General features: G+C 64.3%; 22 protein-coding genes. 19 read left to right on the top strand and 3 right to left on the bottom strand.

The window, feature by feature from the left end:
* Positions 1–65: 65 nt before the first annotated feature.
* From AT302_RS20650 to AT302_RS20595, 12 genes are all read left to right on the top strand, one after another.
* The gene (locus AT302_RS20650; RefSeq protein WP_058375626.1) at positions 66–794 is read left to right on the top strand and encodes a methyl-accepting chemotaxis protein; all 729 of its coding nucleotides are present in this window, start codon (positions 66–68) and stop codon (positions 792–794) included.
* 12 nt (positions 795–806) lie between these two features.
* Entirely contained in the window at positions 807–1373 is a 567-nt protein-coding gene (locus AT302_RS20645) for a hypothetical protein (protein WP_058375625.1), read from the top strand.
* A gap of 34 nt (positions 1374–1407) precedes the next feature.
* Positions 1408–2049, top strand: a complete 642-nt coding sequence (locus AT302_RS20640) for a chemotaxis protein CheX (RefSeq protein WP_058375624.1) — start codon at positions 1408–1410, stop codon at positions 2047–2049.
* A gap of 57 nt (positions 2050–2106) precedes the next feature.
* Positions 2107–2472, top strand: coding sequence for a response regulator (locus AT302_RS20635; RefSeq protein WP_058375623.1), 366 nt, complete (start codon positions 2107–2109; stop codon positions 2470–2472).
* A 163-nt stretch (positions 2473–2635) separates the two neighbouring features.
* Positions 2636–3214, top strand: a complete 579-nt coding sequence (locus AT302_RS20630; RefSeq protein WP_237171979.1) for a MarR family winged helix-turn-helix transcriptional regulator — start codon at positions 2636–2638, stop codon at positions 3212–3214.
* Between the two features lie 328 nt (positions 3215–3542).
* Positions 3543–4799 carry a 3-(3-hydroxy-phenyl)propionate transporter MhpT gene (gene mhpT, locus AT302_RS20625; RefSeq protein WP_084656365.1) on the top strand — a complete coding sequence of 419 codons (1257 nt, stop codon included), beginning with the start codon at positions 3543–3545 and terminating at the stop codon, positions 4797–4799.
* Positions 4800–4950: 151 nt separating this feature from the next.
* Positions 4951–6087 carry a porin gene (locus AT302_RS20620; protein WP_058375622.1) on the top strand — a complete coding sequence of 379 codons (1137 nt, stop codon included), beginning with the start codon at positions 4951–4953 and terminating at the stop codon, positions 6085–6087.
* Positions 6088–6248: 161 nt separating this feature from the next.
* Positions 6249–7079: a p-hydroxycinnamoyl CoA hydratase/lyase gene (locus AT302_RS20615; RefSeq protein WP_058375621.1), complete on the top strand. Its 831-nt coding sequence runs from the start codon at positions 6249–6251 to the stop codon at positions 7077–7079.
* Between the two features lie 60 nt (positions 7080–7139).
* On the top strand, positions 7140–8591 hold the full coding sequence (locus tag AT302_RS20610; RefSeq protein ID WP_058375620.1) for an aldehyde dehydrogenase: 1452 nt from the start codon (positions 7140–7142) through the stop codon (positions 8589–8591).
* Positions 8592–8668: 77 nt separating this feature from the next.
* Complete coding sequence (locus AT302_RS20605) at positions 8669–10588, top strand: feruloyl-CoA synthase (protein WP_084656364.1); 1920 nt, start codon at positions 8669–8671, stop codon at positions 10586–10588.
* A gap of 1 nt (position 10589) precedes the next feature.
* Positions 10590–12311: an acyl-CoA dehydrogenase family protein gene (locus AT302_RS20600; protein ID WP_058375618.1), complete on the top strand. Its 1722-nt coding sequence runs from the start codon at positions 10590–10592 to the stop codon at positions 12309–12311.
* Positions 12308–13216 (top strand): amidohydrolase family protein, encoded by a 909-nt coding sequence (locus AT302_RS20595; RefSeq protein WP_058375617.1) that lies wholly within the window; start codon positions 12308–12310, stop codon positions 13214–13216. Before AT302_RS20600 ends, AT302_RS20595 begins: the two co-directional genes overlap by 4 nt.
* 9 nt (positions 13217–13225) lie before the next feature.
* On the opposite strand, the gene pcaQ is transcribed toward AT302_RS20595, so the two are convergent.
* On the bottom strand, positions 13226–14173 hold the full coding sequence (gene pcaQ, locus AT302_RS20590; protein ID WP_058375616.1) for a pca operon transcription factor PcaQ: 948 nt from the start codon (positions 14171–14173) through the stop codon (positions 13226–13228).
* 140 nt (positions 14174–14313) lie between these two features.
* On the opposite strand from pcaQ, the gene pcaH reads away from it, so the two are divergent.
* The 5 genes from pcaH to pcaD all read left to right on the top strand — a co-directional run bounded on the left by pcaH (position 14314) and on the right by pcaD (position 18363).
* Positions 14314–15024, top strand: a complete 711-nt coding sequence (gene pcaH, locus AT302_RS20585; RefSeq protein WP_058375615.1) for a protocatechuate 3,4-dioxygenase subunit beta — start codon at positions 14314–14316, stop codon at positions 15022–15024.
* A 3-nt stretch (positions 15025–15027) separates the two neighbouring features.
* Positions 15028–15627 carry a protocatechuate 3,4-dioxygenase subunit alpha gene (pcaG, locus tag AT302_RS20580; RefSeq protein WP_058375614.1) on the top strand — a complete coding sequence of 200 codons (600 nt, stop codon included), beginning with the start codon at positions 15028–15030 and terminating at the stop codon, positions 15625–15627.
* A 129-nt stretch (positions 15628–15756) separates the two neighbouring features.
* Positions 15757–17133, top strand: a complete 1377-nt coding sequence (locus AT302_RS20575) for a 3-carboxy-cis,cis-muconate cycloisomerase (RefSeq protein ID WP_058375613.1) — start codon at positions 15757–15759, stop codon at positions 17131–17133.
* On the top strand, positions 17130–17555 hold the full coding sequence (gene pcaC / locus AT302_RS20570; RefSeq protein WP_058375612.1) for a 4-carboxymuconolactone decarboxylase: 426 nt from the start codon (positions 17130–17132) through the stop codon (positions 17553–17555). The genes AT302_RS20575 and pcaC overlap by 4 nt, the downstream gene beginning before the upstream one ends.
* A 13-nt stretch (positions 17556–17568) precedes the next feature.
* A complete protein-coding gene (gene pcaD / locus AT302_RS20565) occupies positions 17569–18363 on the top strand; it encodes a 3-oxoadipate enol-lactonase (protein WP_058375611.1) in 795 nt (264 codons plus the stop codon).
* Positions 18364–18383: 20 nt separating this feature from the next.
* On the opposite strand, the gene AT302_RS20560 is transcribed toward pcaD, so the two are convergent.
* Positions 18384–19337 (bottom strand): helix-turn-helix domain-containing protein, encoded by a 954-nt coding sequence (locus tag AT302_RS20560; protein ID WP_058379816.1) that lies wholly within the window; start codon positions 19335–19337, stop codon positions 18384–18386.
* Positions 19338–19590: 253 nt separating this feature from the next.
* On the opposite strand from AT302_RS20560, the gene AT302_RS20555 reads away from it, so the two are divergent.
* Together AT302_RS20555 and AT302_RS20550 are read left to right on the top strand one after the other, a co-directional pair.
* Complete coding sequence (locus AT302_RS20555; protein WP_058375610.1) at positions 19591–20769, top strand: 4-hydroxybenzoate 3-monooxygenase; 1179 nt, start codon at positions 19591–19593, stop codon at positions 20767–20769.
* A gap of 238 nt (positions 20770–21007) precedes the next feature.
* Complete coding sequence (locus tag AT302_RS20550) at positions 21008–22390, top strand: MFS transporter (RefSeq protein ID WP_058375609.1); 1383 nt, start codon at positions 21008–21010, stop codon at positions 22388–22390.
* A 79-nt stretch (positions 22391–22469) separates the two neighbouring features.
* Here AT302_RS20550 and AT302_RS20545 read toward each other — a convergent pair whose 3' ends face one another.
* The gene (locus tag AT302_RS20545; RefSeq protein ID WP_058375608.1) at positions 22470–24224 is read right to left on the bottom strand and encodes a chloride channel protein; all 1755 of its coding nucleotides are present in this window, start codon (positions 24222–24224) and stop codon (positions 22470–22472) included.
* Positions 24225–24266: the final 42 nt, after the last annotated feature.

Here is a 24266-nt window from a genome sequence, read left to right as displayed (position 1 = left end):
AATTTACGGCGGCGCAGACCTGACCGGTCTGCGGCCGCCGCGCCGCTTTCGGAGGCATCAAGAGCATGGCAGCAGTGGAATGGATCGCGGCGGGCGCCCTCGCCGGTGTTGCGGGTGCGGGCGTGATCGGCTTCATCGTGCATCGCTGGCGCATGGCGCAGGCCGTCGCGCACTGGCGCGCGCTGGAAAAGACGCACGAGGAAGCCCTCGAACAGGCGCTTGAACGCGAACGCGCGGCGCAAGCGAGTAACGACGAGATCGCCGAAGCGCACACCGCCGCGTTGGCGGCGCTGCAAGCGCAGTTGGCACAAGCCGAGTCGGATCTGCAAGTCGCACGCAAATCCGAAGCCGCCGTGCTCGACGCCAAGACGCAGTGGCAGGAAGAAGCCCAGCGCATCGCCGGTGAGGCGGCGCGTCTGCGCGGGCTTGCGGCGACGTTCGAGCGTTGGCACGAGCAGATGATCTCGCTCATGACACAGAATCAGGACATGCACGCGAAGAATCACGAGTTGGCATCGATCGTGCGGCACGTGCTGATCGTCTCGCTGAACGCGTCGATCGAAGCGGCCCGCGCGGGCACGGCCGGGCGCGGTTTCGGCATCGTCGCCAGCGAAGTGCGTTCGCTCGCGACGCGCTCGGAAGAGCTGTCGAAGAGCTATCGCGACAGCCTGCATCGCAACGACGTGACGACCACGGCGACGTTTCAGGACATTCAGGCGGGCGGCAAGATGATTGCCGCATCGCTCTCGAGCGTCGAGTCGCTGGCGCACCAGTTGCATTCCCGTCTTCACTAGGCAGGTGGCGTTTTGATCAGCACTCACGCACGCGACAGTTTCGAGCGCATTCTGCACAAGGCGGCACGCACGCGGCTGGCCCGTTCGGTCGATGCGCCTTGCGAGATCGTGCCGTTGCGCACGCGCCAGTCCGAGCCTGCGAACGACGCCGATGTCGATCTCGCGAAACGGCATGCGAACGTGGTGGTGCTCACGATTTCGTCGATCGGCTTTCGCATGCTGCTGATTCTGCATTTCGACGAGGACGACGCGACGGCGGCTTACTTCCTTGGCGAAGCGCAGGACAAGTCATTTCGCGAGGCGTTTCTCGAAATCAGCAATCTGTGCTGCGGCGCGATCAATCAAGAGCTGCTGAACTACTTTCCCGATCTGGGCATGTCGACGCCGTATGTGCTGAGCGCGCGCTGTGTGCCGCATCTGACTCAACTCAAGCCGAATCACCTGGCGTCGTGGGAGATCACTCTCGACGGCTCGGTCCGCCTGGCTGCCACGCTGTGCGTTTGCGCGCATGCGCCGCTCGACTTCGTCGCCGAAGTGAGCGAGACGCAGGACAGCGGCGGCGAGCTGGAACTGTTTTGAATTCGCCCCACGTCTTGGCAAGGAACCCAATACGATGAACCGAACCACCCCCCGCGAGTCGGTCAACCACTTCCTGATCCTCGACGACAACGTCGAACACGAATATCCCGAAGCGCTCGTGCGCGGGATGATCGATATCACCGATGGCGCCATTCGTGGCCTGTTCGGCGACGTCACTGTGACGTGCGAGTCGCCGAGCGTGGTGCGCGATCGCATCATCTTCGGCGAAGTCTTCAGCCTGATTCCGCTGGAGAGCGCCTGGTGCCGTGGCTACATGATGATGCAGGCCGAGCAGGTGCCGTTCATGCAGTTGCTCGAACACACGGGCCGCTGCGAAGGGCAGGCCGGCTTTCGTGAGCTCAACGGCATGCTGGGCGAGATGACCAATCTCATCTGGGGCGCGTTCAAGAGCCGCTTCATGGGCGACCCGGCGGCTGTGGACCACACGCAGGTGCAGGTGCCGCTGCTGATCAACCACAAGCAGAAGTACATCTCGTTCGGTACCGATAACCCGCAGCTGTGCTTCGTCTATCAGCTGACGGACCCGGTGAGCGGACAGATCGTCACGCTGCATCAGCATTTCGTCTTCAGCCTGAACTGGTCGCCCGAAGCGTTCCGCGAAGCGGCGCAGACCGTGACTGAGCCGGTCGAGACCGGTGCGCTGGAAATGTTCTGAGCCTCGGGCTCACCCATTCACACTCATATTCACTTACCCATTCACAAGGACAACACCATGTCGAAGATTCTCGTGGTCGACGATTCGAGCACTGTGCGCGACGAAGTCGCGGGTTTCCTGCGCAAGAACGGCCTGGATGTCGACACGGCCGTCGACGGCAAGGACGGCCTCGCGAAGATCAAGGCCAGCCCGGGCGTGAAGCTCGTCATCAGCGACGTGAACATGCCGAACATGGACGGCCTGACGATGGTCGAGAAGATTCGCGGCGAACTCGCCAACAGCTCGGTCAACGTGGTGATGCTCACGACCGAGAGCAGCCCGGCAATGAAAGAGCGCGGCAAGGCCGCGGGCGTGCGCGGCTGGATCGTCAAGCCGTTCAAGGGCGATGCCGTGCTGGAGACGTTCCGCAAGCTGGCGAGCTAAGCGAAGCGATTCCGTCGAAAACGAAGGCGGCGCCGCATCGTGATTTCGCGGCGCTCATCGGTACGATGATTCGGGCGGAAGACCGTCGCCACCGCGTGGCGTCGGCGTTACACTGCTGTCTTTCCCGTATCGCGCGAGAGTCCTCGCATTCTCGCTATTCACCATGAGCGTCGTTTCCCCGAAAAAAAAGCCGGCCGCTGCGGCCGCTGCGTCCGGTTTGGCTGATCTGGCCGAGACGGCCGCGCCGGCGTCCGGTGGCGCCGGTGCTGAAGTGACGCCCGAGACGGCCAATACTGCCAATGCTGCCGATGGCCGTCCGCGCCGCTCAAAGCTGCGCCTGACGTACGTCATCGCCAGCCTCGATCGTCTGCTGCGCCGCCACATGTCCGAGGCCCTCGCACCGCTTGGCCTCACGCTCGCACAGTTCACCGCGCTGTCAGTGCTCGACGCGCGCGGCAAACTCTCCAACGCGCAACTCGCGCAACGCTCGTTCATCACGCCGCAGTCAGCCAATGAGGTCGTGGGCGTCATGGCGTCGCGCCAGTGGATTACGCGCGAACCCGACCCGAACCACGGCCGTATCGTGCTCCTGCAACTGACCGACGAAGGCCGCCGTGTGCTTGCCCAGTGCGAGGTTGTCGCCAAGGAGATCGACGCCCGCATGCGTACGGACGTCAGTCGAGAGGACGCCGCTGCCGTGCAACGCCATCTGGAAATGTTCGTGCGCAATCTGCGCGACTGAGCCCCCGTCATCCACAGCTTCCCTCGTTTGTTCTCCTGAGCTTTTCTCCCGACTCCCAGTCGTTTTTGCGTCTGCCTTAGCACGCCGTTTTTGGCGTGCGCTTCGGGTTTATCCCGACCCGCCGAGCGCTTGTATTGTCAGGTAGCTTGATATTAAATGGAGTCCGCTGCGGCACCGTCACGCCCGTTGCACTTGCGTCTTTAATATCAGGTTTCCTGATTATATTGCGCGTGTGGCGGCGACAAATTTCGCAGGTAACTACATCGGGCGCCGCGTGCCACGGGTTGGCGGGCGGTAGCCGGAGTCCATGAAGATCACAGGAGACACTATGGAATCGACTCGGGAGCGTGGTGCGCAGGCGATATTGCCTGCGAGTGAGCGCACGGGCAGCACGGCCAACACGGTAGTGCTCACGCTGGGCTTGTGCTTTGCCGTCGCATTGCTCGAAGGACTCGACCTTCAATCGGTCGGGGTGGCCGCACGGGGCATGGCCAAGGAGTTCGGGCTGAGCGTCGCGCAGATGGGCATCGCTTTCTCGGCAGGTACATTCGGGCTGTTGCCCGGCGCCATGGTCGGTGGGCGGTTGGCTGACAGCATCGGCCGCAAGCGCGTGCTGATGCTCTCGGCAGCGTTGTTCGGTGTGTTGTCGATTGCCACCGCGTTCGTGTCTGATTTCTGGATGCTGGTGATCGTGCGCGTGCTCACGGGTATCGGCCTCGGCGGTGCCATGCCGAACCTGATCGCACTTTCCTCCGAAGCCGTCGCACCGCGTCTGCGTGGCACGGCGGTGAGCATCATGTACTGCGGTATCCCGTTGGGCGGTGGCATTGCCGCCACCATCGGCATGCTCGCCGTGAGCGATGCCGACTGGCGCCACATCTTCTACGTCGGCGGTGTCGGGCCGTTGTTGCTGTTGCCGCTGCTTGCCGTCTTCCTGCCCGAGTCGAAGGCGTTTGCCGAGGCCACGTCGCAAGGTCAGCGCACCACGCCTGCACCGTTCATGTCGGTGCTGTTCTCCGAGGGGCGCGGCGTGTCGACGGTGCAGTTGTGGCTGAGTTACTTCTGCACGCTCATCGTGCTGTACTTCCTGCTCAACTGGCTGCCCTCGCTTATGGGCTCGCGTGGTCTCGCCCGCGGTGAAATCGGCTGGGTGCAGATCCTCTTCAACGTCGGCAGTGCTGTCGGTGTGTTGTGTCTTGGCCTGCTGATGGACCGCGTGCGCATGTCGGTCGTCATCGGTGGCATGTATCTCGGCATGATTGCCTCGCTGATCGGGTTGGCGGCGGCGCAAGGCTTCGCCGTACTGGCGACAGCGGCCTTCTTCGCCGGCATGTTCATCATCGGCGGCCAGTCGGTGCTCTATGCACTCGCCGCGGCTTATTACCCGACTGCCATGCGCGGCACCGGTGTTGGCGCGGCGGTGGCGATCGGGCGTATCGGCTCGGTGGTCGGACCGCTCGCCGCAGGCATGTTGCTCGCTGTGGGCAGCAGTGCTGCCGTGGTGATCGGCGCCAGTGTGCCGGTCGTCATCGTCGCCGCGCTCGCGGCACTCACGCTCATCCGTCGTCCCCGCGCAGCCGACTGATTCGACATCGCCGGTCGGCTTCGCTTACCGCGACGGATGGCGTACGGCACGCCCCCCGTCGCGTTTTTTCGCGTGCAGCCCTTGCACGCCATCTGTTCCTGCCGACGCAGACCCAAACACCAAAACTACATCGATAACAATGGAGACTCGCATGGCACTTTCCGCACGCTCGCTGGGCATTTTGTCTGCCGCTGCCGCGCTCATGGCACCCGGCTTGGCCGCCGCACAATCGAATGTCACGATGTACGGCATCGTCGACACCGGTATCGAATACGTCTCGCACGCGAGCGCCAACGGCGCCGTGTGGCGCATGCCGGGGGTGACGGGCGAGTTGCCCTCGCGCTGGGGTCTGCGCGGCTCGGAAGACTTGGGCGGCGGCCTGTCGGCAATCTTTCAACTGGAGAGCGGCTTCAACCTGCGCGGCGGCGATCTGGGGCAGGGCGGCCGCCTGTTTGGACGGCAGGCGTTCGTGGGTGTGAAGAGCCCCTACGGCACGCTATCCATCGGGCGTCAGTATTCGATGACGTACTACGCGCTGCTCGGCTCCGATGTGCTGGGCCCGGACATCTACGGCATGGGCTCGTTCGACGCCTATATTCCGAACGCGCGTACCGACAACTCGATCGCCTATCAGGTCGGCTGGCAGGGGCTGTCGTTCGGTGTGGCCTATTCGTTCGGGCGCGACAGCGGCGGCACCGGCAACTCGCCGGGGCAGGGCACCTGTGCCGGGCAAGTGCCGGGGCAATCGACGCAATGCCGCGACTGGTCGGTGATGCTGAAGTACGACGCGAGCAACTTCGGTGTGGCAGCGTCGTATGAAGAGCAACGCGGGGGCACCAACGCCGCCGCCAACTTCTTCGACGGGCTCGCAACGACGGCGCTTACCAGCAGCAGCGACAAGGACGCGCGCACCACCTTGGGCGCCTATTACAAATACGGTGCGCTCAAAGTCGGTGGCGGCTGGCTGGGCCGCAGCGTGACGACCGCATCGGTCAACACGCACTCGAACCTTTTCTATCTCGGCGCGGCGTACAACTTCACGCCTGCGTGGCTGGTCGATGGCGAGGTCTATCGCATCGTCAACAGCGACCACGACACGCGCGGCACGATGACCACGCTGCGCGCGACGTATTCGCTCTCGGTGCGCACGGCGGTCTATGCGCAAGGTGCCTACCTGTTCAACAGCGCCAAGGCAGCCTATTCGGTCAGCGGCGGCGGTGGGGGTACGACGCCGCCCGCAGGTGTCGGCCAAACCGGTGTGATGCTCGGCATGCGTCATACGTTCTGATCCATATGAACTGAACACTCGCGTTGCATGCTCAGGGTTTCCCCTGAAATCATCGAGCTTGCAATGTAAGGCTACCTGATATTAAATGTGTCCATAGGCAGCACCGCGCGCCACTCCCGGCGCGCGGCGAGAGAACGCCGGACACTTGGGATTTACGCAAAATGAATGCATACGAAGGACGCTGGAAAACGATCGACGTGAAGGTGGAAGGCGGCATTGGCTGGGTCACCTTCAATCGTCCGGAGAAGCGCAACGCGATGAGCCCGACGCTCAACAGCGAAATGATTCAGGTGCTTGATGCGCTCGAACTCGACGGCGATGCCCGCGTGGTCGTGCTCACCGGTGCAGGCGCTGCGTGGACGGCCGGTATGGACCTCAAGGAGTACTTCCGCGAGATCGACGGCGGCCCGGAGATCGTGCAGGAGCGCATTCGCCGCGACGCCTCCGACTGGCAATGGCGCCGTCTGCGCATGTACGCCAAACCGACCATCGCGATGGTCAACGGCTGGTGCTTCGGCGGTGGCTTTTCGCCGCTCGTGGCGTGCGATCTGGCCATTGCGGCCGACGACGCCGTGTTCGGTCTGTCGGAAATCAACTGGGGCATTCCGCCGGGCAATCTGGTGAGCAAGGCCATGGCCGATACGGTCGGTCATCGCCGTGCGCTGCACTACATCATGACCGGCGACACCTTCAATGGTGCGCAAGCCGCCGAGATGGGGCTGGTGAACGAGAGCGTGCCGCTCGCCCAACTGCGCGAGGCAACCATCGCGCTGGCAGGCAAGCTGCTGGAGAAGAACCCCGTGGTGCTTCGCGCGGCCAAGCATGGCTTCAAGCGCTCGCGTGAGCTGACGTGGGAGCAGTGCGAAGACTATCTGTACGCCAAGCTCGATCAGGCACAACTGCGCGACCCGGAGCATGGCCGCGAGCAGGGCCTGAAGCAATTCCTCGACGACAAGTCGATCAAGCCGGGTCTGCAAGCCTACAAGCGTTGAAGGCGGTTGGGCGGCGCGGCATGCCCGCGATGATGAGTGGAAGCGAGAGGAGACAAAGCAATGCATGAAGTCCGGATGCTGATCGGCGGGCAGTGGCGAGACGCACAGAATGGCGCCACGTTCGAGCGCATCGACCCCGTTACGGGCGACATCGCCTCGCGCGCACCGGCCGCAACGTTGGCTGACGCCGACGCAGCGGTAGATGCCGCGCAGGCCGCATTTCCCGCATGGGCGGCGCTGTCGCCGGGAGCGCGCCGTGCGCGTCTGCTGGCCGCCGCCGAGCGCATGGATGCCCGCGCCGCCGAGTTCATCGCCGTGGGGGCAGCCGAGACCGGCGCGATGGCGAACTGGTATGGCTTCAACGTGATGCTCGCCGCGAACATGTTGCGCGAAGCCGCTGCGATGACCACGCAGATCGACGGCAGCGTGATTCCGAGCGACGTGCCCGGCAGTCTCGCGCTCGCGGTGCGCTCGCCGGTCGGTGTGGTGCTGGGCATCGCGCCGTGGAACGCGCCGGTGATTCTCGCGACACGTGCGCTGGCCATGCCGCTCGCCTGCGGCAACACCGTGGTACTGAAGGCGTCGGAACAATGTCCGGGCGTTCACGCGCTGATTGGGGCGTGCCTGCACGACGCCGGCCTCGGTGACGGCGTGGTCAACATCGTGACCAATGCCCCGGCCGATGCTGGCGAGATCGTCGCGCGGCTGATTGCGCACCCGGCCGTGCGCCGGGTGAATTTCACCGGTTCCACGCATGTTGGGCGCATCATCGCGCGCGTGGCCGCCGAGCATCTCAAACCCGCGTTGCTCGAGTTGGGCGGTAAGGCGCCGGTGCTGGTGCTGGACGACGCTGACCTCGATGCCGCCGTGGACGGTATCGCCTTCGGTGCCTTCTTCAACCAAGGGCAAATCTGCATGTCGACGGAGCGCGTGATTGTCGAGGCCCGCATTGCCGATGCCTTCGTTGAAAAGCTGACGGCCAAGGCCGCGAAGCTTCACGCAGGTTCGCCGACATCGCCCGACAGCGTGCTGGGTGCGATGGTCAGTGCGCAAGCGGCTTCACGGGTGGCAGCGCTGGTGGAAGACGCCCGTGAAAACGGCGCGCGTTTGCCGCTGGGATGCCGTGTCGAGGGCGCCATCATGCAGGCGACGATCGTCGACGGCGTGACCCCTGCGATGCGGCTCTATCGCGAGGAATCGTTCGGCCCCGTTGTCACGATTCAACGTGTCGACGGCGATGACGAGGCCATCCGTGTGGCTAACGATAGCGAGTTCGGTTTGTCGGCGGCGATATTCAGCCGCGATGTGGCGCGTGCGTTGCAACTGGCCAAGCGGATCGAGTCGGGGATATGCCATATCAACGGCCCGACGGTGCACGACGAAGCGCAGATGCCGTTTGGCGGTGTGAAGTCGAGCGGCTACGGCCGGTTCGGCAGCAAGGCGTCGATTGGCGAGTTCACCGAACTGCGCTGGATCACTGTGCAGACCACGCCCCGGCATTACCCGATCTGATCGCAGACGGCATTTGCGGCAGGGCGCACGGTTGTCGCGCCTGCCTGCAAAGCCACTTAGGAAGTGCCCGTCGCGACATGCGCCCGAGAGCGCCGCGCGGCAGGCCGGAAGCAGGAGACAGTGTTTTGAACCAAGGCAACATCCCGGCCGCAGCCGACGCTGCTGCGCATCGCTATCGTCACGTCGCCATCGGCAACCCCGGCGTGGAACTGCTGCGCGACGGCGAGTTCTGGTATCTGCGGTCGCGCGAAGCGCTCGGTGAGTTTCCCGAGCGCCTGACCGACCGTCTCGTGAGCGGCGCGGCAAAGCACCCCGAGCGGTGGCTCATCGCGCGCCGTGGCGCTGACGGCGAGTGGGTCGGCATCACGTACGCCGAGATGCTGTCGCGGGCGCGGGCCATCGGTCAGGCGCTGCTCGATCGTGGGCTGTCGCAGGCGCGTCCGATTGCGATTCTTTCCGGCAACGATCTCGAACATTTTCAACTGGCGCTCGGTGCGATGTTCGCGGGGGTGCCGTTTGCGCCGATTTCGCCCGCGTATTCCATCGTGTCGACCGATTTCGGCAAATTGCGCCATACGCTGGGTCTGCTGCAACCGGGGCTTGTCTATGCCTCGGACGCCAGCGCCTACGGCCGTGCAATGGATGCCGTCCTCGGTGACGATGTGATCCGTGTGACCGGCAATGGTGCGAATGGCACGCTGGCATTCGACGCATTGCTCGACACCGTGCCGCGCGATATCGATGCGGCGCATGCGAAGGTCGATGGACAGACCATCGCCAAAATTCTCTTCACCTCAGGTTCGACGCGTCAGCCGAAGGCCGTGCCGACCACGCAGCGCATGCTGTGCAGCAACCAGCAGATGCTGCTGCAAACGTTCCCGACGTTCGGCGAGACGCCACCTGTGCTGATCGACTGGTTGCCGTGGAATCACACCTACGGCGGCAGTCACAACGTGGGCATTGCGCTGTACAACGGCGGCACGCTGTACATCGACGACGGCAAACCCGTTGCGGGCAAGTTCGAAGAGACGCTGCGCAATCTTCGCGAGATTTCGCCGACGGTGTATTTCAATGTGCCCAAAGGCTGGGAGGATCTCGCCATCGCGCTGGAGAAAGACGCTGAATTGCGCGAGCGTTTCTTCGCGAAGGTGAATCTGTATTTCTTCGGCGGTGCCGGGCTGTCGCAGGCGGCTTGGGATCGGCTGGAACGTGTGACGGAAGCGCACTGCGGCGAGCGCATTCGCATCATGTCCGGTCTGGGCATGACGGAAACGTCGCCGAGTTGCATGTTCACGACCGGGCCGATCATGCGCGCTGGGTACATCGGACTCCCGGCCCCCGGCTGCGAGGTGAAACTGGCACCTGTCGGCGGCAAGCTCGAAGTGCGCTTTCGCGGCCCGAATGTCATGGGCGGCTACTGGCGGCATGAGGCGTCTGATCCGGTCTTTGACGAGGAGGGCTACTACTGCACCGGCGACGCGGCAACCTTCGTGGATATCGCACATCCGGAGATCGGGCTGCAATTCGACGGCCGTATTACGGAAGACTTCAAACTGAGTTCGGGCACGTTCGTGAGTGTCGGGCCGCTGCGCGCACGTGTGATTTCCGAAGGCGCGCCGTACGTGCAGGACGCGGTTGTGACCGGCATCAATCGCGACGATATCGGTCTGCTCGTATTCCCGCGCGTCGACGATTGCCGACGGCTCAGCGGGCTGCCAGCGAACGCGTCGATGGCCGAGGTGGTGGCCTCTGCCCCAGTGCGCGAGTTCTTTGCCCGCCTGATGCAGCAACTGAACGTGCAGGCGGGCGGTAGCGCGACCTATGTGGCGCGACTCTGGTTGCTCGACACCCCGCCATCGCTCGATCGCGGCGAAGTGACCGATAAGGGCTCGATCAATCAGCGTGCGGTGCAGGATCATCGCGCGGCAACCGTCGACGCGTTGCATGCCGCGCAAGCGGACGACTTGCGCGCCATTCTGGCCCCCGCGAGACGCTGAGATGGCCTATCGGGAAGTGCGTAGTGCGACGGACGATATTGCGTTCGTGCTGGACCGGCTCGGCGTGGGCGATGCGCTTGCCCGATTGGCGCCGTTTCGCGAGTTCGACACGGCGACGCTCATGCAGGTGGTCAACGAAGCGGGGCGCTTTGCACGCGACGTGCTGGCGCCGCTCAACGCCGTGGGTGACCGGGAGGGCTGCCACTGGCAAGACGGTGAGGTGCACACACCCGCAGGGTTTGCCGAGGCGTATCGCCAGTATCGTGAGGCGGGTTGGCCGTCGCTGCCCTGCGATCCCGATGTTGGCGGGCAGGGGTTGCCCATCGTCGCGCAGGTGGCGTTGCAGGAGCTGACCGCCGGGGCGAACCTCGCATGGACGATGTACCCGGGGATTCTGCATGGTGCGTACGAGTGCGTGCACCGCTTCGGCAGCGAGGCGTTGCAGGACGCGTGGCTTGCGCCGCTGGTGAGCGGCGAATGGCTAGCCACAATGTGCCTGACCGAGCCGGGCGCCGGTAGCGATCTGGGACAGATTCGCACGCGCGCCGAGTGGCTTGACGATCAGACGGTGCGCGTAACCGGCGAGAAGATATTCATCTCCGGCGGCGAGCAGGACTTCAGGCCGAACATCGTGCATCTGGTGCTGGCGCGTACGCCCGATGCACCGGCGGGTAGCGCAGGGTTATCGCTATTTCTCGTGCCGAAGTGGCTGCCCGACGGCGAACGCAACGCCGTGCACTGCACCGGCATCGAACACAAGATGGGCATTCGCGGCAGCGCCACTTGCTCGATGGCATTCGAGGGCGCGACTGGTTATCTCGTCGGATATCCACACGGGGGACTCGAAGCCATGTTCGCGATGATGAATTCGGCACGGCTTCATGTGGGCGCTTCCGGTCTCGGGCTTGCACAGAGCGCGTTCGAGATGTCTGCGCGACACGCCAGCGAGCGCGTGCAGTCGCGTGTGCCGGGGGCGGCTTCGGGAGCCCCTATCGCGGAGCATCCGGCCGTGTGGCGTTTGCTTGAAGGGCAACGCGTCGCGGTCGAAGGGGCTCGCTTGTTGTTGTATCGCGCAGCACTCGCGATTGACGAGGCGCATCACGCCGAGACGCCTGAAGCACAGCAGCAAGCCAATGCGCTTGCTGCGCTGCTGACGCCGATCGTCAAGGCGATGCTCACGGAAAAGGCGTTCGAAGGCGCTAGCGCGGCGTTGCAAGTGTTCGGCGGCTACGGCTATGTGGAAGAAACGGGCATCTCGCAAATCATGCGTGACGCGAGAATCCCGATGATCTACGAAGGCACCAACGAGATTCAGGCCATCGATCTGTTCATGCGCAAGATCGTTCGCGATCACGGCGCGACGTTGGGGCAGTGGCTCGACTGGGCGCGCGCTCAGGTGTGCGAGGCTTTGACCGACGACGCACCCGGTGGCTTCCGCGCAGCGCTGGCTGGCTTCGACGAATGGCAGGCACTGATGCCGGATGCGATTGCACTTGCGCAAGCATCGCCCCGTGCGGCGTTATGTGTGGCAGGTGAGGTGATGCGCGTCGTACACGGCTTGTCGATGGCAGGCCTCTGGGCGCAGGCGGCGCTCGCCGATGGCGACGATGTCCACGGCAAACGCAGCGCAGCGCGTTATTGGCTCAAATTCATACTCCCCGACACACGGCGGGCGATGGGCATCATCGCGGCGCAGATTGCCGAACCGGAGACCGCAGCATGAATCTCGACAAACTCGTCGCTATCGATACGCACGTTCACGCCGAAGTGTCGTGCTGTCAGCCTCCGGATCTGTTCGGCAAAGCATTCGACGACGCGGCGGACAAATATTTCGGCACGGTGCTCAAGCAGAACCGCCGGCCGACGATTCCCGAGACCATCGCGCATTACCGCGAGCGCAATATCGGCTTCGTGATGTTCACGGTCGATTGCGAAGCCAACATCGGCCGGCGGCGAATCCCGAACGAGGAAATCGCGGGCTATGCGCAAGAGAACGCAGACATCATGATCGCGTTCGCGAGCATCGACCCGCACAAAGGGCGGATGGGCGTGCGTGAGGCGCGTCGTCTGGTGGAGGAATTCGGTGTGCGCGGGTTCAAGTTCCACCCGACGATGCAGGGCTTCTTCGCCAACGACCGGATGGCGTATCCGATGTACGAGCTGATCGCGGAGTACCAGCTGACTGCCGTATTTCACAGCGGCCATTCGGGCATCGGTTCCGGTATGCCGGGCGGCGGCGGGCTGCGGCTCAAGTACTCGGAGCCGATTCATCTCGATGACGTGGCGACCGATTTTCCCGAAATGAACATCGTGATTGCACACCCCTCGTGGCCGTGGCAATCGCAGGCGCTCTCGATCGCGCTGCACAAGCCGAACGTTTATATCGACTTGTCGGGCTGGTCGCCGAAGTACTTCTCGCCAGAGTTGGTGCAGTACGCGAACTCGCTGTTGCGCGAAAAGATGCTGTTCGGCTCGGACTTCCCGTTGATTGCCCCGGACCGCTGGCTGCGCGACTTCGAGACGGCGGGTTTTCGCGATGAGGTCAAACCGCTGGTGCTCAAGGAGAACGCCGTGCGCATGCTGGGTCTGGGGGCGGTCGCGGAGACAACTGCCTCAGCCGTGGTGTGATAGCGGCGCTCAACGAAGCCCGGGCACGCCATAACGCACGCGCGCGGCTTCACGCATGGCGCTGATGAGCGTCTGTTCGGGCGGTGTGGGCATGGTGTCGTTGCGCCACAGAATGCCGATGGACTCCTCGGTGCCCTTGGTGGCGAAGGGCAGGGCGCACAGCACGCCGTCGGCCAGATCGTCCTGCACGGTGATTTCCGAGGCGATCCAGACCACGTCGTCGCGCAGTGTCATGGCGCGGGCGAGCGACATGGAGAGCAGTTCCGAATAGTCGTCCAGCGCGCCGACGCCATGCGCGCGCAAGAAACTATCGGCGGTATGGCGCAGGATGGTGCCGTGGGGCGGCAGCACGACGTGGTAGCGGGCGATATCCGCAATCGACACGGTGCGCTGCTTCACGAGTGGATGCCCGGGGCGCACCACGATGCACAGCGGGGTGGCGTAGAGATGTTCGAACGTGAGGCCGGTCATGCCTTCCGGACCGGACAGACGCCCCAACGCGAGCGCCACTTGTCCCGATTTCAACTGGGTGAGCAACTGCTGATTGGCGCCGGTGTGGACTTGCACGACGATGCCGGGCCATTCCCGCCGGAAGGTTTCGAGCACGGCGGGCATCATCGCCGCCGCCAGCGTGGGCAGTACGGCGATCTCGATCACGCCGCCGGTTTGACCGACAGCGCGTGAGAGGACGTCGATGCCCTGCCGCAGCGCGCTGACGCTGGCACCCGCATGGCGCAGGAAGAGTTCGGCTTGCGCGGTCGGGCGCGCGCCGTTACGGCCACGGTCGAACAGGCGCACGCCGAGCAGCGCTTCAAGCTCGGCAATGGTCTTGCTCACGGCCGGCTGGGTGATGGACAGCGCTTCGGCCGCCCGTTGCAGGCTGCCGTGCTGCGCGACCGCGAGCAGGCATTGCAAATGGCGCAGCTTGATACGCCCGTCGAGTAAGTGTCTTTCCATGCCGAAAAGTTATGAAAAGCCTAAGAAAATGTCAATAAATATATCCGTTGATTATGGATATAGTGTTGCAAACGAACTAAACACACTGGAAGGGTTTGTTCACCCTAGCCAGGCCCGTCAACACAAAATGGAGTGAGACCATGTCGAAGTCGACAACCGTCCTGCGCCCGCGCGATTGGGACTCCCATCCCAAACTCATCGACAGCGGGTACAAGTCCACCGCGCTGCGAGGCCCCAAGGAACTGCTGGTTCCGGTTAAACAGAATCTCGCAGACCTGCGCTCGCCGGTCTACGGCAACGGCATCATCGGGGCGCTGGACAGCGACCTGACGCGTAATGCCGTGCGCAATGGCGAACCGCTTGGCGAGCGCATCATCGTCACCGGCCGCGTGCTCGACGAAGGCGGCCGTCCGGTGCCCAATACCCTCGTTGAACTGTGGCAGGCGAACGCCTGCGGCCGTTACGTGCACAAGGTCGATCAGCACGACGCGCCGCTCGATCCGAACTTCCTCGGTGCCGGGCGCGCGATGACCGATGCCGAAGGGCGTTACAAGTTTCTGACGATCAAGCCGGGCGCGTACCCGTGGAAGAACCACCACAACGCGTGGCGTCCGCAGCATTTGCACTTCTCGGTGTTCGGCCAGTATTTCGCGACCCGGCTCGTCACGCAGATGTATTTCCCGGGCGACCCGCTGCTCGCCTACGACCCGATTTTCGAGGCCACGCCGGCGCATGCCCGCAACCGCCTGATCGCGCGCTTTTCGATGGACATCACCGAGCCCGACTACGCGCTGGGTTACGAATTCGACATCGTGCTGCGCGGTGCCGACCAAACGCCGATGGAGTCCTGAGCCATGTCCGACTACAAGCAAACGCCGTCGCAGACCGTCGGCCCGTACTTCGCTTATGGCCTCTCGCCCGAGCAGTACCTGTACGACTTCAAGAGCGCCTTCACGCCGGTGGCCGCCACCGACCGCGCGAAGGGTGAAGCCATCCGCCTGATCGGTCAGGTGATCGACGGTGCCGGTCACCCGATCAACGACGCGCTCATCGAGATCGTGCAGGCCGACGCCGACGGGCGGTATGTCGAGACGGCCGACGACATCGAGCGCACCGGCTTTGCGGGTGCGGCGCGTTGCGGCACGGGCACCGACGCCGAGAACCGTTTCGTGATCGAGACGATCAAGCCGGGCTCGACCGGGCAGGGCGAGGCGCCGCGCATCGACGTGGTGCTGACGATGCGGGGCTTGCTGAATCATCTGTTTACGCGTATCTATTTCGACGATGAGGCAACTGCCAACGCGGCAGACCCCGTGCTGCAACAGGTACCGGCCGAGCGGCGCCACACGCTGGTGGCGCGCCGCGAGGTGATCGGCGGGCGTGTGACGTACCGTTTCGATATCCGTATGCAGAGCCACGGCGGCAATGCGGAGACGGTATTCCTCGACCTCTGACGTTCGACCCCTGACGTCGGTTGAAGTCTTTCTGACATTGGCGCGGCCTCGGGCCACCGGCATGAACGTGCTGGCGGCCCGTGGCCGTCTCTGCATTTTTGCAATGCAACAACCACCATCGACTCTCCGATGACGGAACTGCTTGACTCATTGCTGCGCGGCGCTGCCGTGTCGGCGCGCTTCTCGCGCGACGCCACGCTTCAGGGCATGCTCGACTTCGAAGTGGCGCTCGCGCACGCCGAAGCCGATACCGGCCTCATCCCGGCGTCCGCCGTCGCCCCCATTACCGCCTCTGCCCGCGCGGCCGATCTCGATTGGCCCGCCCTGCGCGACGCCGCCGCGTGCGCGGGCAATCTCGCCATTCCCTTGGTCAAGCAACTGACCGCGCGCGTGAAAGCGCTCGACCCAGAAGCGGCCCGCTTCGTGCACTGGGGCGCGACCAGTCAGGATGCGATCGATACCGGTCTCATGCTGCAAGTGCGTGGCGCGCTCGACGATCTCGGCGCGGACCTCGACGGTCTGATTGCACAGTTCGCCGATCAGGTGCGCGCGCATCGTGCGACGCTCATGATTGGCCGCACGTGGTTGCAACACGCGTTGCCCATCACCTTCGGCCTGAAGCTGGCCGGCACGCTCGACGCGCTGTTGCGCGCGCGCACGGACCTGCTCGCGTTGCGGGAGCAAGTGCTGTGCGTGCAGTTCGGTGGTGCGGCGGGCACGCTGGCTTCGCTCGGCACGCAAGGCCCGGCCGTGAGCGCTGCACTGGCGAAACATCTCGGTTTGTCGGACGCTGCCACGCCGTGGCACGGCCAGCGTGATCGCATCGTGCGCGTGGGGAGTTGGGCGGCATCGCTCACGGGTCTGCTCGGCAAGTTTGCGCGCGATACGGCCATGCTTACGCAAACGGAAGTGGGCGAGATCGGCGAGGCATCCGGTCCGGGCCGGGGCGGCTCGTCGACCATGCCGCACAAACGCAACCCGGTCGGGTGCGCCGCCATTCTTGCCGCCGCAGCACGCACGCCCCAACTCGTCGCGACGTTGTTCGGCGCGATGCAGCAGGACCACGAGCGCGGGCTGGGCACGTGGCACGCCGAGTGGGAAACGTTGCCCGAACTGCTCATGTTGTGCGGCGGTGCGCTGGCGACATCGCGCACGCTGATCGACGGATGGACGGTGGACAGTGTGCGCATGCGCGCCAACGTCGACATGACGCACGGCCTGATCATGGCGGAAGCGGTCACGATGGCGCTTGGCGAATCAATGGGACGGCTCGAAGCGCATCGCCGCATCGAAGCCCGCTGCCGCGACGCCGTGGCCCAGCAGCGCGATCTGCTCGACGTGCTGCGCGAAGACGACGAGATCACGCGCGTTCTCTCCGACGACGCCCTCGTGCGTCTGACGGACCCTCAACACTATCTGGGCGCTGCCGAGACGTTCGTGAGCCGCGTATTGGCGCTCGCAGACGCGGCGGCACCTGACTCTCTTCAAGGCGGGACATCTCAATGAACGATCAGGAACGCTACGACAACGGTATGCAGGTGCGTCGCGCCGTCCTTGGCGACGCACACGTCGATCGCACGCTTACGCGGCGCAATGAATTCAACGACGAATTTCAGAACTTCATCACGCGCTTTGCTTGGGGGGATATCTGGACGCGTCCGGGGCTGACGCGCCATATGCGCAGCATGATCACGCTCTCTCTGCTCATCGCCCTCAATCGCGGCGACGAATTCCGCATGCACGTGCGCGCCGCGTTCAACAACGGCGTGACCCGCGACGAGATGAAGGAGTTGTTCATGCACGCCGCGCTGTATTGCGGCTTGCCTGCGGCGAATCAGGCCATTCACGATGCCGAGAAGGTGTTCGCGGAAATGGAAGCGGCCGAGCCGGGTTCGACCACGCGTGTGCGTGACGACGCACAAGGTTGAGGAGACGATTCGAATGACCGTAGAACGTCTGATCGACGTGGGTGACGCCACGCTGCGCGTGGCGATTGACGGAGCCGACCACGCCCCGGCGCTGGTGCTGTCCAACTCGCTGGGGACCACGCTTGAAATGTGGGCGCCGCAGGTGAGCGCGCTGGCGCGCGACTTCCGTGTGATTCGCTACGACACGCGCGGACACGGTGGCTCGTCGGTGACGCCGGGGCCATACAACATCGCGCAACTCGGGCGCGACGTGGTGGCACTGCTCGATGCCCTCGGCGTTGCCCGTGCCAGTCTGGCAGGGGTGTCGATGGGCGGCATGACCGGTATGTGGCTGGGCATTCACGCGCCGGAGCGTCTTGAGCGTCTGGCGATTGTCTGCTCGTCGGCGCACATCGGCGGTGAGGATGGCTGGAACGGCCGTATCCGTACCGTGTTTGCTGACGGCATGGGCGCCGTGACCGATGCCGTCGTGTCGCGCTGGTTCACGCCGTCGTATCCGCAGCGTGAGCCCGCCACCGTGGACGGCATGAAGGCCATGTTCCGCTCGCTGTCGCCGGAAGGCTACGCGGCGGCCTGCGGTGCGGTGCGCGATATGAATCAGCTCGATGAGATTGCCGCCATCAAGGCGCCGACGCTGGTGATTACCGGGTCGGAAGATATGGCGACGCCGCCGGCCATGTCGACGGCCATCGTCGAGCGCATTGCCGGCGCGCAGCAGGTGGTGGTGCCGGGCGCGCATCTGTCGAACATCGAATGCGCATCGGCGGTCACGACCGCGCTGTCGTCGTTCCTGCGCGGGGCGGCATAAATTTCGACTTAAATTTCGTCCTAGGTCTCGTCTGACATCTCGGCCGGCACTTCGTCGCCGAGATGTTCATGCTGGGCCGAGCGCCGGAATGCCGAGGGCGTGACGCCCACGTGCCGTTTGAACACCCGGCAGAAGTACGCCGGGTCTTGAAAGCCGAGTTCGTAGGCGACGTGCGAGACCGGCGCGGGGATGTAGATGAGCTTGCGGCGGGCTTCGAGCATGAGCCGGTCCTGTACCAGATCGAACGCCGATTTGCCCGCGATGCGCCGGCATAGGCGGTTGAGCTTGCTCTCAGTCACATGCAGCCGCTCCGCGTACGCGGGCACGCTCCACGCCTCGGTGTAGTGCGTTTCGACTAGTGCGCGAAATCGTGCAAACAGATCGAGCTCGGTCCGCCCGGTGCGCGTGGCCGAATCGTGATGCGCCCGCAGCCGCGTGAGCAGCAGCAGAACGCTGCGCGTGAGCCAGCCGACCATCTCCGCGTGCCCGAGCTGCGGGCGCGAAAACTCGTCCATGATCAGGCCCAGCAGGGTATAGAGACGGTCGCGTGTTTGCGGCGCGTCGGCCAGCGCGAAGAGCCACGGCTTACGCAGCAGCGATTCGACATCGGCATCGACCCCGAACGCGGCATCGAACGGCACGCTCTGCGCCATCGTCAGCACAAAGCCGTGCGCGCCGCGACTGAAACGGAAGTTATGCACGGCTGACGGATGCACGGTAATCACTGCCGGGCCTTCGACTTCCCACGTCTCGTCGTCGACATTCGCCTCGACGGTGCCCTCGAAGATCGCGAGTACCTGAAACAGTCCCAGATGGCGATGCGTGTCGATGTGCCAGTCGTACAGACGGCTGCGCGTTTCGATCCACTCGATGTGGACGAAATCGGCACTGTCGGTCTCGTGCAATTCACCGTAAAGCGAAAACTCCGGAATCGTGTCGCGCGCCGCGCGCAGCCGGGATGACGAGCCTGACATACTGGTTTTCCCTTGGGCGAAGTTGTCGAAAAAGTACAAGAAACTCGTCGATTCATCCATTCAATGCGACGCGCGCGGTCCATAAGATATGACGCATTCGCCCCTCATGACAAGGCGTGCGCGCGTGTTTCGACATGCTCGTTTACGCGCAGTCCTAAGTTGGTGCAATGCGTGAAGCGCGGTCAAGAAATACAACATTCGCGCATGCCGTTTGTGTCTGGAGAGGGCGACGCAAATTTAAGGAGACAACCTCATGCGTACCCATTACCCCGTCGTCATCGTCGGTGCCGGTCCCGCCGGCCTGCTGCTTTCCCATCTGCTGCACTTGCAAGGCATCGAATCGATCGTGCTCGAATCGCGCTCGCGTGAAGCCGTCGAATCGACCATTCGCGCCGGTGTGCTGGAGCAGGGCACGATGGACATTCTCAACGAGACGGGCGTGGGCGAGCGCATGCGTCGCGAAGGCGCGGTGCACCACGGGATCGAGCTGGCATTCGGCGGCGCTCGCCACCGCATTGCGCTCACCGAACTGACCGGGCGTGCCATCACGGTCTACGCGCAGCACGAGGTCATCAAGGACCTGATCGCGGCCCGCGAGGCGGCGCAGGGCGAGATTCTGTTCGAGGTGTCCGACGTTTCAGTGCACGACGTCGACAGCACGCAACCGAGTGTGCAGTTCACGGTGGGCGGACAGACGCGCCGCCTCAACTGCGATTTCATCGCGGGTTGCGACGGGTTCCACGGCGTGTGCCGTGCAGCGGTGCCGTCGGACGTGCGCAACGAATACCAGCGCGTGTATCCGTTCGGCTGGTTCGGCGTGCTGGTGGAGGCACCGCCGTCATCCGACGAACTGATCTACGCCGCGCACGAACGTGGCTTCGCACTCATCAGCACGCGCTCGCCGATGGTGCAGCGCATGTACTTCCAGTGCGACCCGACCGAGCGTGCCGAGACGTGGAGCGACGAGCGCATTTGGCACGAACTGCACACGCGCACCGAAAGCGACGATGGCTGGCGACTCAAGGAAGGGCGCATCTTTCAGAAGGGGGTCATCGCCATGCGCAGTTTCGTGGCAACGCCGATGCAACACGGCCGGCTCTTTCTCGCAGGGGATGCCGCGCACATCGTGCCGCCCACGGGCGCCAAGGGGATGAATCTGGCCGTCGCCGACGTGTGGCGTCTGGCCCGTGCGCTCGACGACTTCTTCCATCGCGATACGGAAGGCGCGCTCAAGGGGTATTCCGAGGCGGCGCTCAAGCGGATCTGGCGTGCCGAGCACTTCTCGTATTGGATGACGCGCATGCTGCACCGTCTGGACGACGCGTCGCCGTTCGAGCAACAGATGCAGCGCGCCGAGCTGGAGTACGTGGTGAGCTCGCGTGCGGCGTCGATGACGCTGGCGGAAAACTACGTCGGGCTGCCGCTGGCCTGATGGCTTGATGGCCAGACGGCTTGATGACTGGCCGTGCTATAAGGTTCTCGCACCCCGGTGGCACCTGCCGGGGGCATAACCGCCCGTTATGGATGATCTGACGAAAGATCATTTCGAGAGGCGGGCGAAACACGTACAGTAGCGGCAGAAATCGGGACCCCCCGCGGCCCCCAGAGGGACGTAACCCGGTTTCAGAACGACGACATACGGAGCGGCAAAGCTCCGAGGAGACAGCTTCATGACCCAGACGCGCACGGTGGATGTGCCCGCCTATATCAACGCACAACGGTTTTCCGGCTTTCAGTGGCTGGTGCTGATCTTGTGTTTCTTCATCGTCGCCATCGACGGTTTCGACACCGCAGCCATCGGCTACATCGCGCCCGCCCTCGTGCAGGAATGGCATATCGACAAGGGCTCGCTCGGCCCGGTGCTCTCGGCGGCGCTGTTTGGCCTCGCTGGCGGTGCGATCTTTGCCGGCCCGCTCGCCGACCGCGTCGGTCGCAAGACGATGCTCGTGCTGTCGGTTGTGTTCTTCGGCGTGGCCAGTTTGGCGACCGCCTTCGCGCAGGATCTGACGACGCTGACGGTACTGCGCTTTCTCACCGGGCTCGGCCTTGGCGCAGCCATGCCCAATGCCGTGACGCTGATCTCGGAGTTTGCGCCCGAAGCGCGCCGCGCCGTGATCGTCAACACGATGTTCTGCGGGTTTCCGCTGGGCGCATCGGTCGGCGGGTTTGTCGCCTCGTGGCTGATTCCGACGTTCGGCTGGCACAGCGTGCTGGTGCTTGGCGGCGTGCTGCCGCTGTTGCTCTCGGTGTTGCTGATCTTCCTGCTGCCCGAGTCGGTGAAGTATCTCGTTGTGCATCAGAAGCCGGTCGAGCGCGTGCGTCGCATTCTGTCGCGCATTGCCGGGGAGTCGATGGATGACGTGACGACGTTTACCGTCAACGAGGCCGCACCGAAGCGTGCGGGTTCCCCCATCGGCGTGGTGCTCTCGAAGCAATACGGTTTCGGCTCGGTGATGCTGTGGCTGACGTACTTCATGGGACTCGTGATCTTCTACCTGCTCACGAGCTGGATGCCGATTCTGTTCAAGGATGCTGGCTTCACCGTGCAACGTGCCGCATTGATTACCGCGTTGTTCCCGCTGGGTGGTGGCGTCGGCACGATTCTGTCGGGCTGGCTGATGGACAAGTTCAATGCGCAGAAAGTGGTGGCGGTCGGCTACGCGCTGACGGCCGTACTGGTCTACGCCGTAGGGCAGGCGATGGGCGACATCGGCATGCTCGTCACGCTGATCTTCCTCGCAGGCACCGCGATGAACGGTGCGCAGTCGTCGATGCCGTCGCTCGCCGCGATGTTCTACCCGACGCACGGCCGTGCCACCGGCGTGGCGTGGATGCTCGGGATCGGCCGCTTTGGCGGCATTGCCGGTGCGTTGCTCGGCGCGGAATTGATGCGCCGCCATCTGGGCTTCTCGGCAACGTTCTCGCTGCTGGCGATTCCGGCAGTGATTGCGACCATCGCCTTGCTCGCTAAGAATGCGTGGGAGCGTGCACGTGGCGATCAACTGTCGTCCGACGACGCCGCTCAGGCGCACAAGTCGGCGGCGATGCACTGACAACCGATTGACCGTAGTAGCAGTGTTGACGCGGCGCCTTGTGCGCCGCGTTTTTTATGGGACGCTGAATTGGCAGGCTTCAGTTGTGCTTACGTCCGAGATGAAGCATGCGCTCGCGCACCTGCTCTTCGGCGCGCCAGTGCTCGGCAGGCTTGACCAGATCGCTGCGGCTGATGATGCCGATGAGACGGCGCGAGGTGGCATCGGCGACAACCGGCAGACGCTCAAGGCCGTGAGCGGCAAAGCGTGCCGAGAGGATGCGTCCGGTCTCGCCCGGCAGCGCGACCAGCGGCGGATTCACGCCATACAACTGCGCCAGCGTTTGCAGGCCGGCAGCCTGTGCCCGTGTGAGTGCCTGACGATCCACCATGCCCAGCACGGCGTGCGCCGCATCGATCACGGGATAGGCCCGATGACGTTGCCCCGCGCCGAACGCTTGTGTGGCAGCGGCGTCGATCGTCATGTCCGCCGTCAGGGCAACCGGCTCGCGCGTCATCAGCTCACCGACGTGCAGCCGCTCAAGTGGGTCGACACCGTACTCGCGATGAATATGCCGCCCGCGCCGCGCGATCTTCTCCGTCATGATCGAGCGCGGCATGATCCAGATCGTCACGCCGTACGCCACGCCGCAGGTGAGGAGTAGCGGCAACAACGCGTTGACGTCGTGTGTCAGACCGAGGGCAAAGACGATGGCGGTGAGCGGCGCACCGAGCACACCGGCCAGCGTGGCCGCCATGCAGATGAGCGCCCAAAGCGACACGTCGCCCCCCGGCAGTACCGGCGCGAGCAACGTGCCGAGCCCTGCACCGATCATCAGCAGCGGGGCGAGGACGCCGCCCGACGTGCACGAACCCAGCGCAATCGCCCAGATGATCGCCTTGACCAGCAACAGCGCGAGCGCCGCGTGCATCGTGAAGTGACCGGCGAGCAAGTCGGCGATGACGTCGTAACCCACGCCGAGCGCGCGCGGCTGCAAATAGCCGCCGATGCCCACCGCGAGGCCGCCAATCGCTGGCCACCACATCCAGTGCACCGGCAGTTTGTGAAACGCATCTTCGATCGCGTAGAGCGCGCGCGACATGCCAGCCGACAACACCCCGGCGCACCCGCCCGCGATGACGCATGACACCAACGCGATCGGCACGACGGGCGGTGTCGTCATCGGGAACAGCGGCCCGGCCTCAAGCATCAGCGGCCGCGCAAATCCGGCGACCGCACACGCCACGATGACGGGCAGCAGGCTGCGGGGGCGCCATTCGAACAACAGCAACTCCACCGCGAGCAGCACGGCGGCAACTGGGGTGCCGAAGACCGCGGTCATGCCGGCGGCCGCCCCGGCGACGAGCAGTGTCTTGCGCTCGGCGGCGCTCAGGTGAAAGACCTGCGCGATCAGCGAGCCGATGGCACCACCGGTCATGATGATCGGCCCCTCGGCCCCGAACGGTCCGCCGCTGCCGATCACGATGCCTGAGGACAGCGGCTTGAGTACGGCGACGCGCGGCGACATCTTGCTCTTGCCGAAGAGGATCGCCTCGATGGCTTCCGGAATCCCGTGACCCCGAATCTTATCGCTGCCGAAGCGCGCCATCGCACCGACGATCAGCCCGCCGATGACCGGCAATGCGATGACGGCGAGGCCCAGCGTGTTGTGCGCGGGCGAGGTCGGCGCGAACGACAGCGTCTGATAGAAGAACAGGTTGGTGAAGCCCTGAATCAGGTGCAGCAACAACCACGCGGCGGGGACACCGCAAAAGCCGATGAACGCGGCCAGCAGAATGAGTCGTGACAGCCCGGGCGTGCGCGCAAAGTCGCGCGCATGGGCCGGCGGGGCCATCGGTGAAGTCGTATCGGATGCGGATGACATGGTGAGGCCGGT

This window comes from Pandoraea norimbergensis (assembly GCF_001465545.3).
In the GTDB taxonomy this organism is placed as follows: Bacteria; Pseudomonadota; Gammaproteobacteria; order Burkholderiales; family Burkholderiaceae; genus Pandoraea; species Pandoraea norimbergensis.
This window is presented reverse-complemented; position numbering and strand designations above follow the sequence as displayed.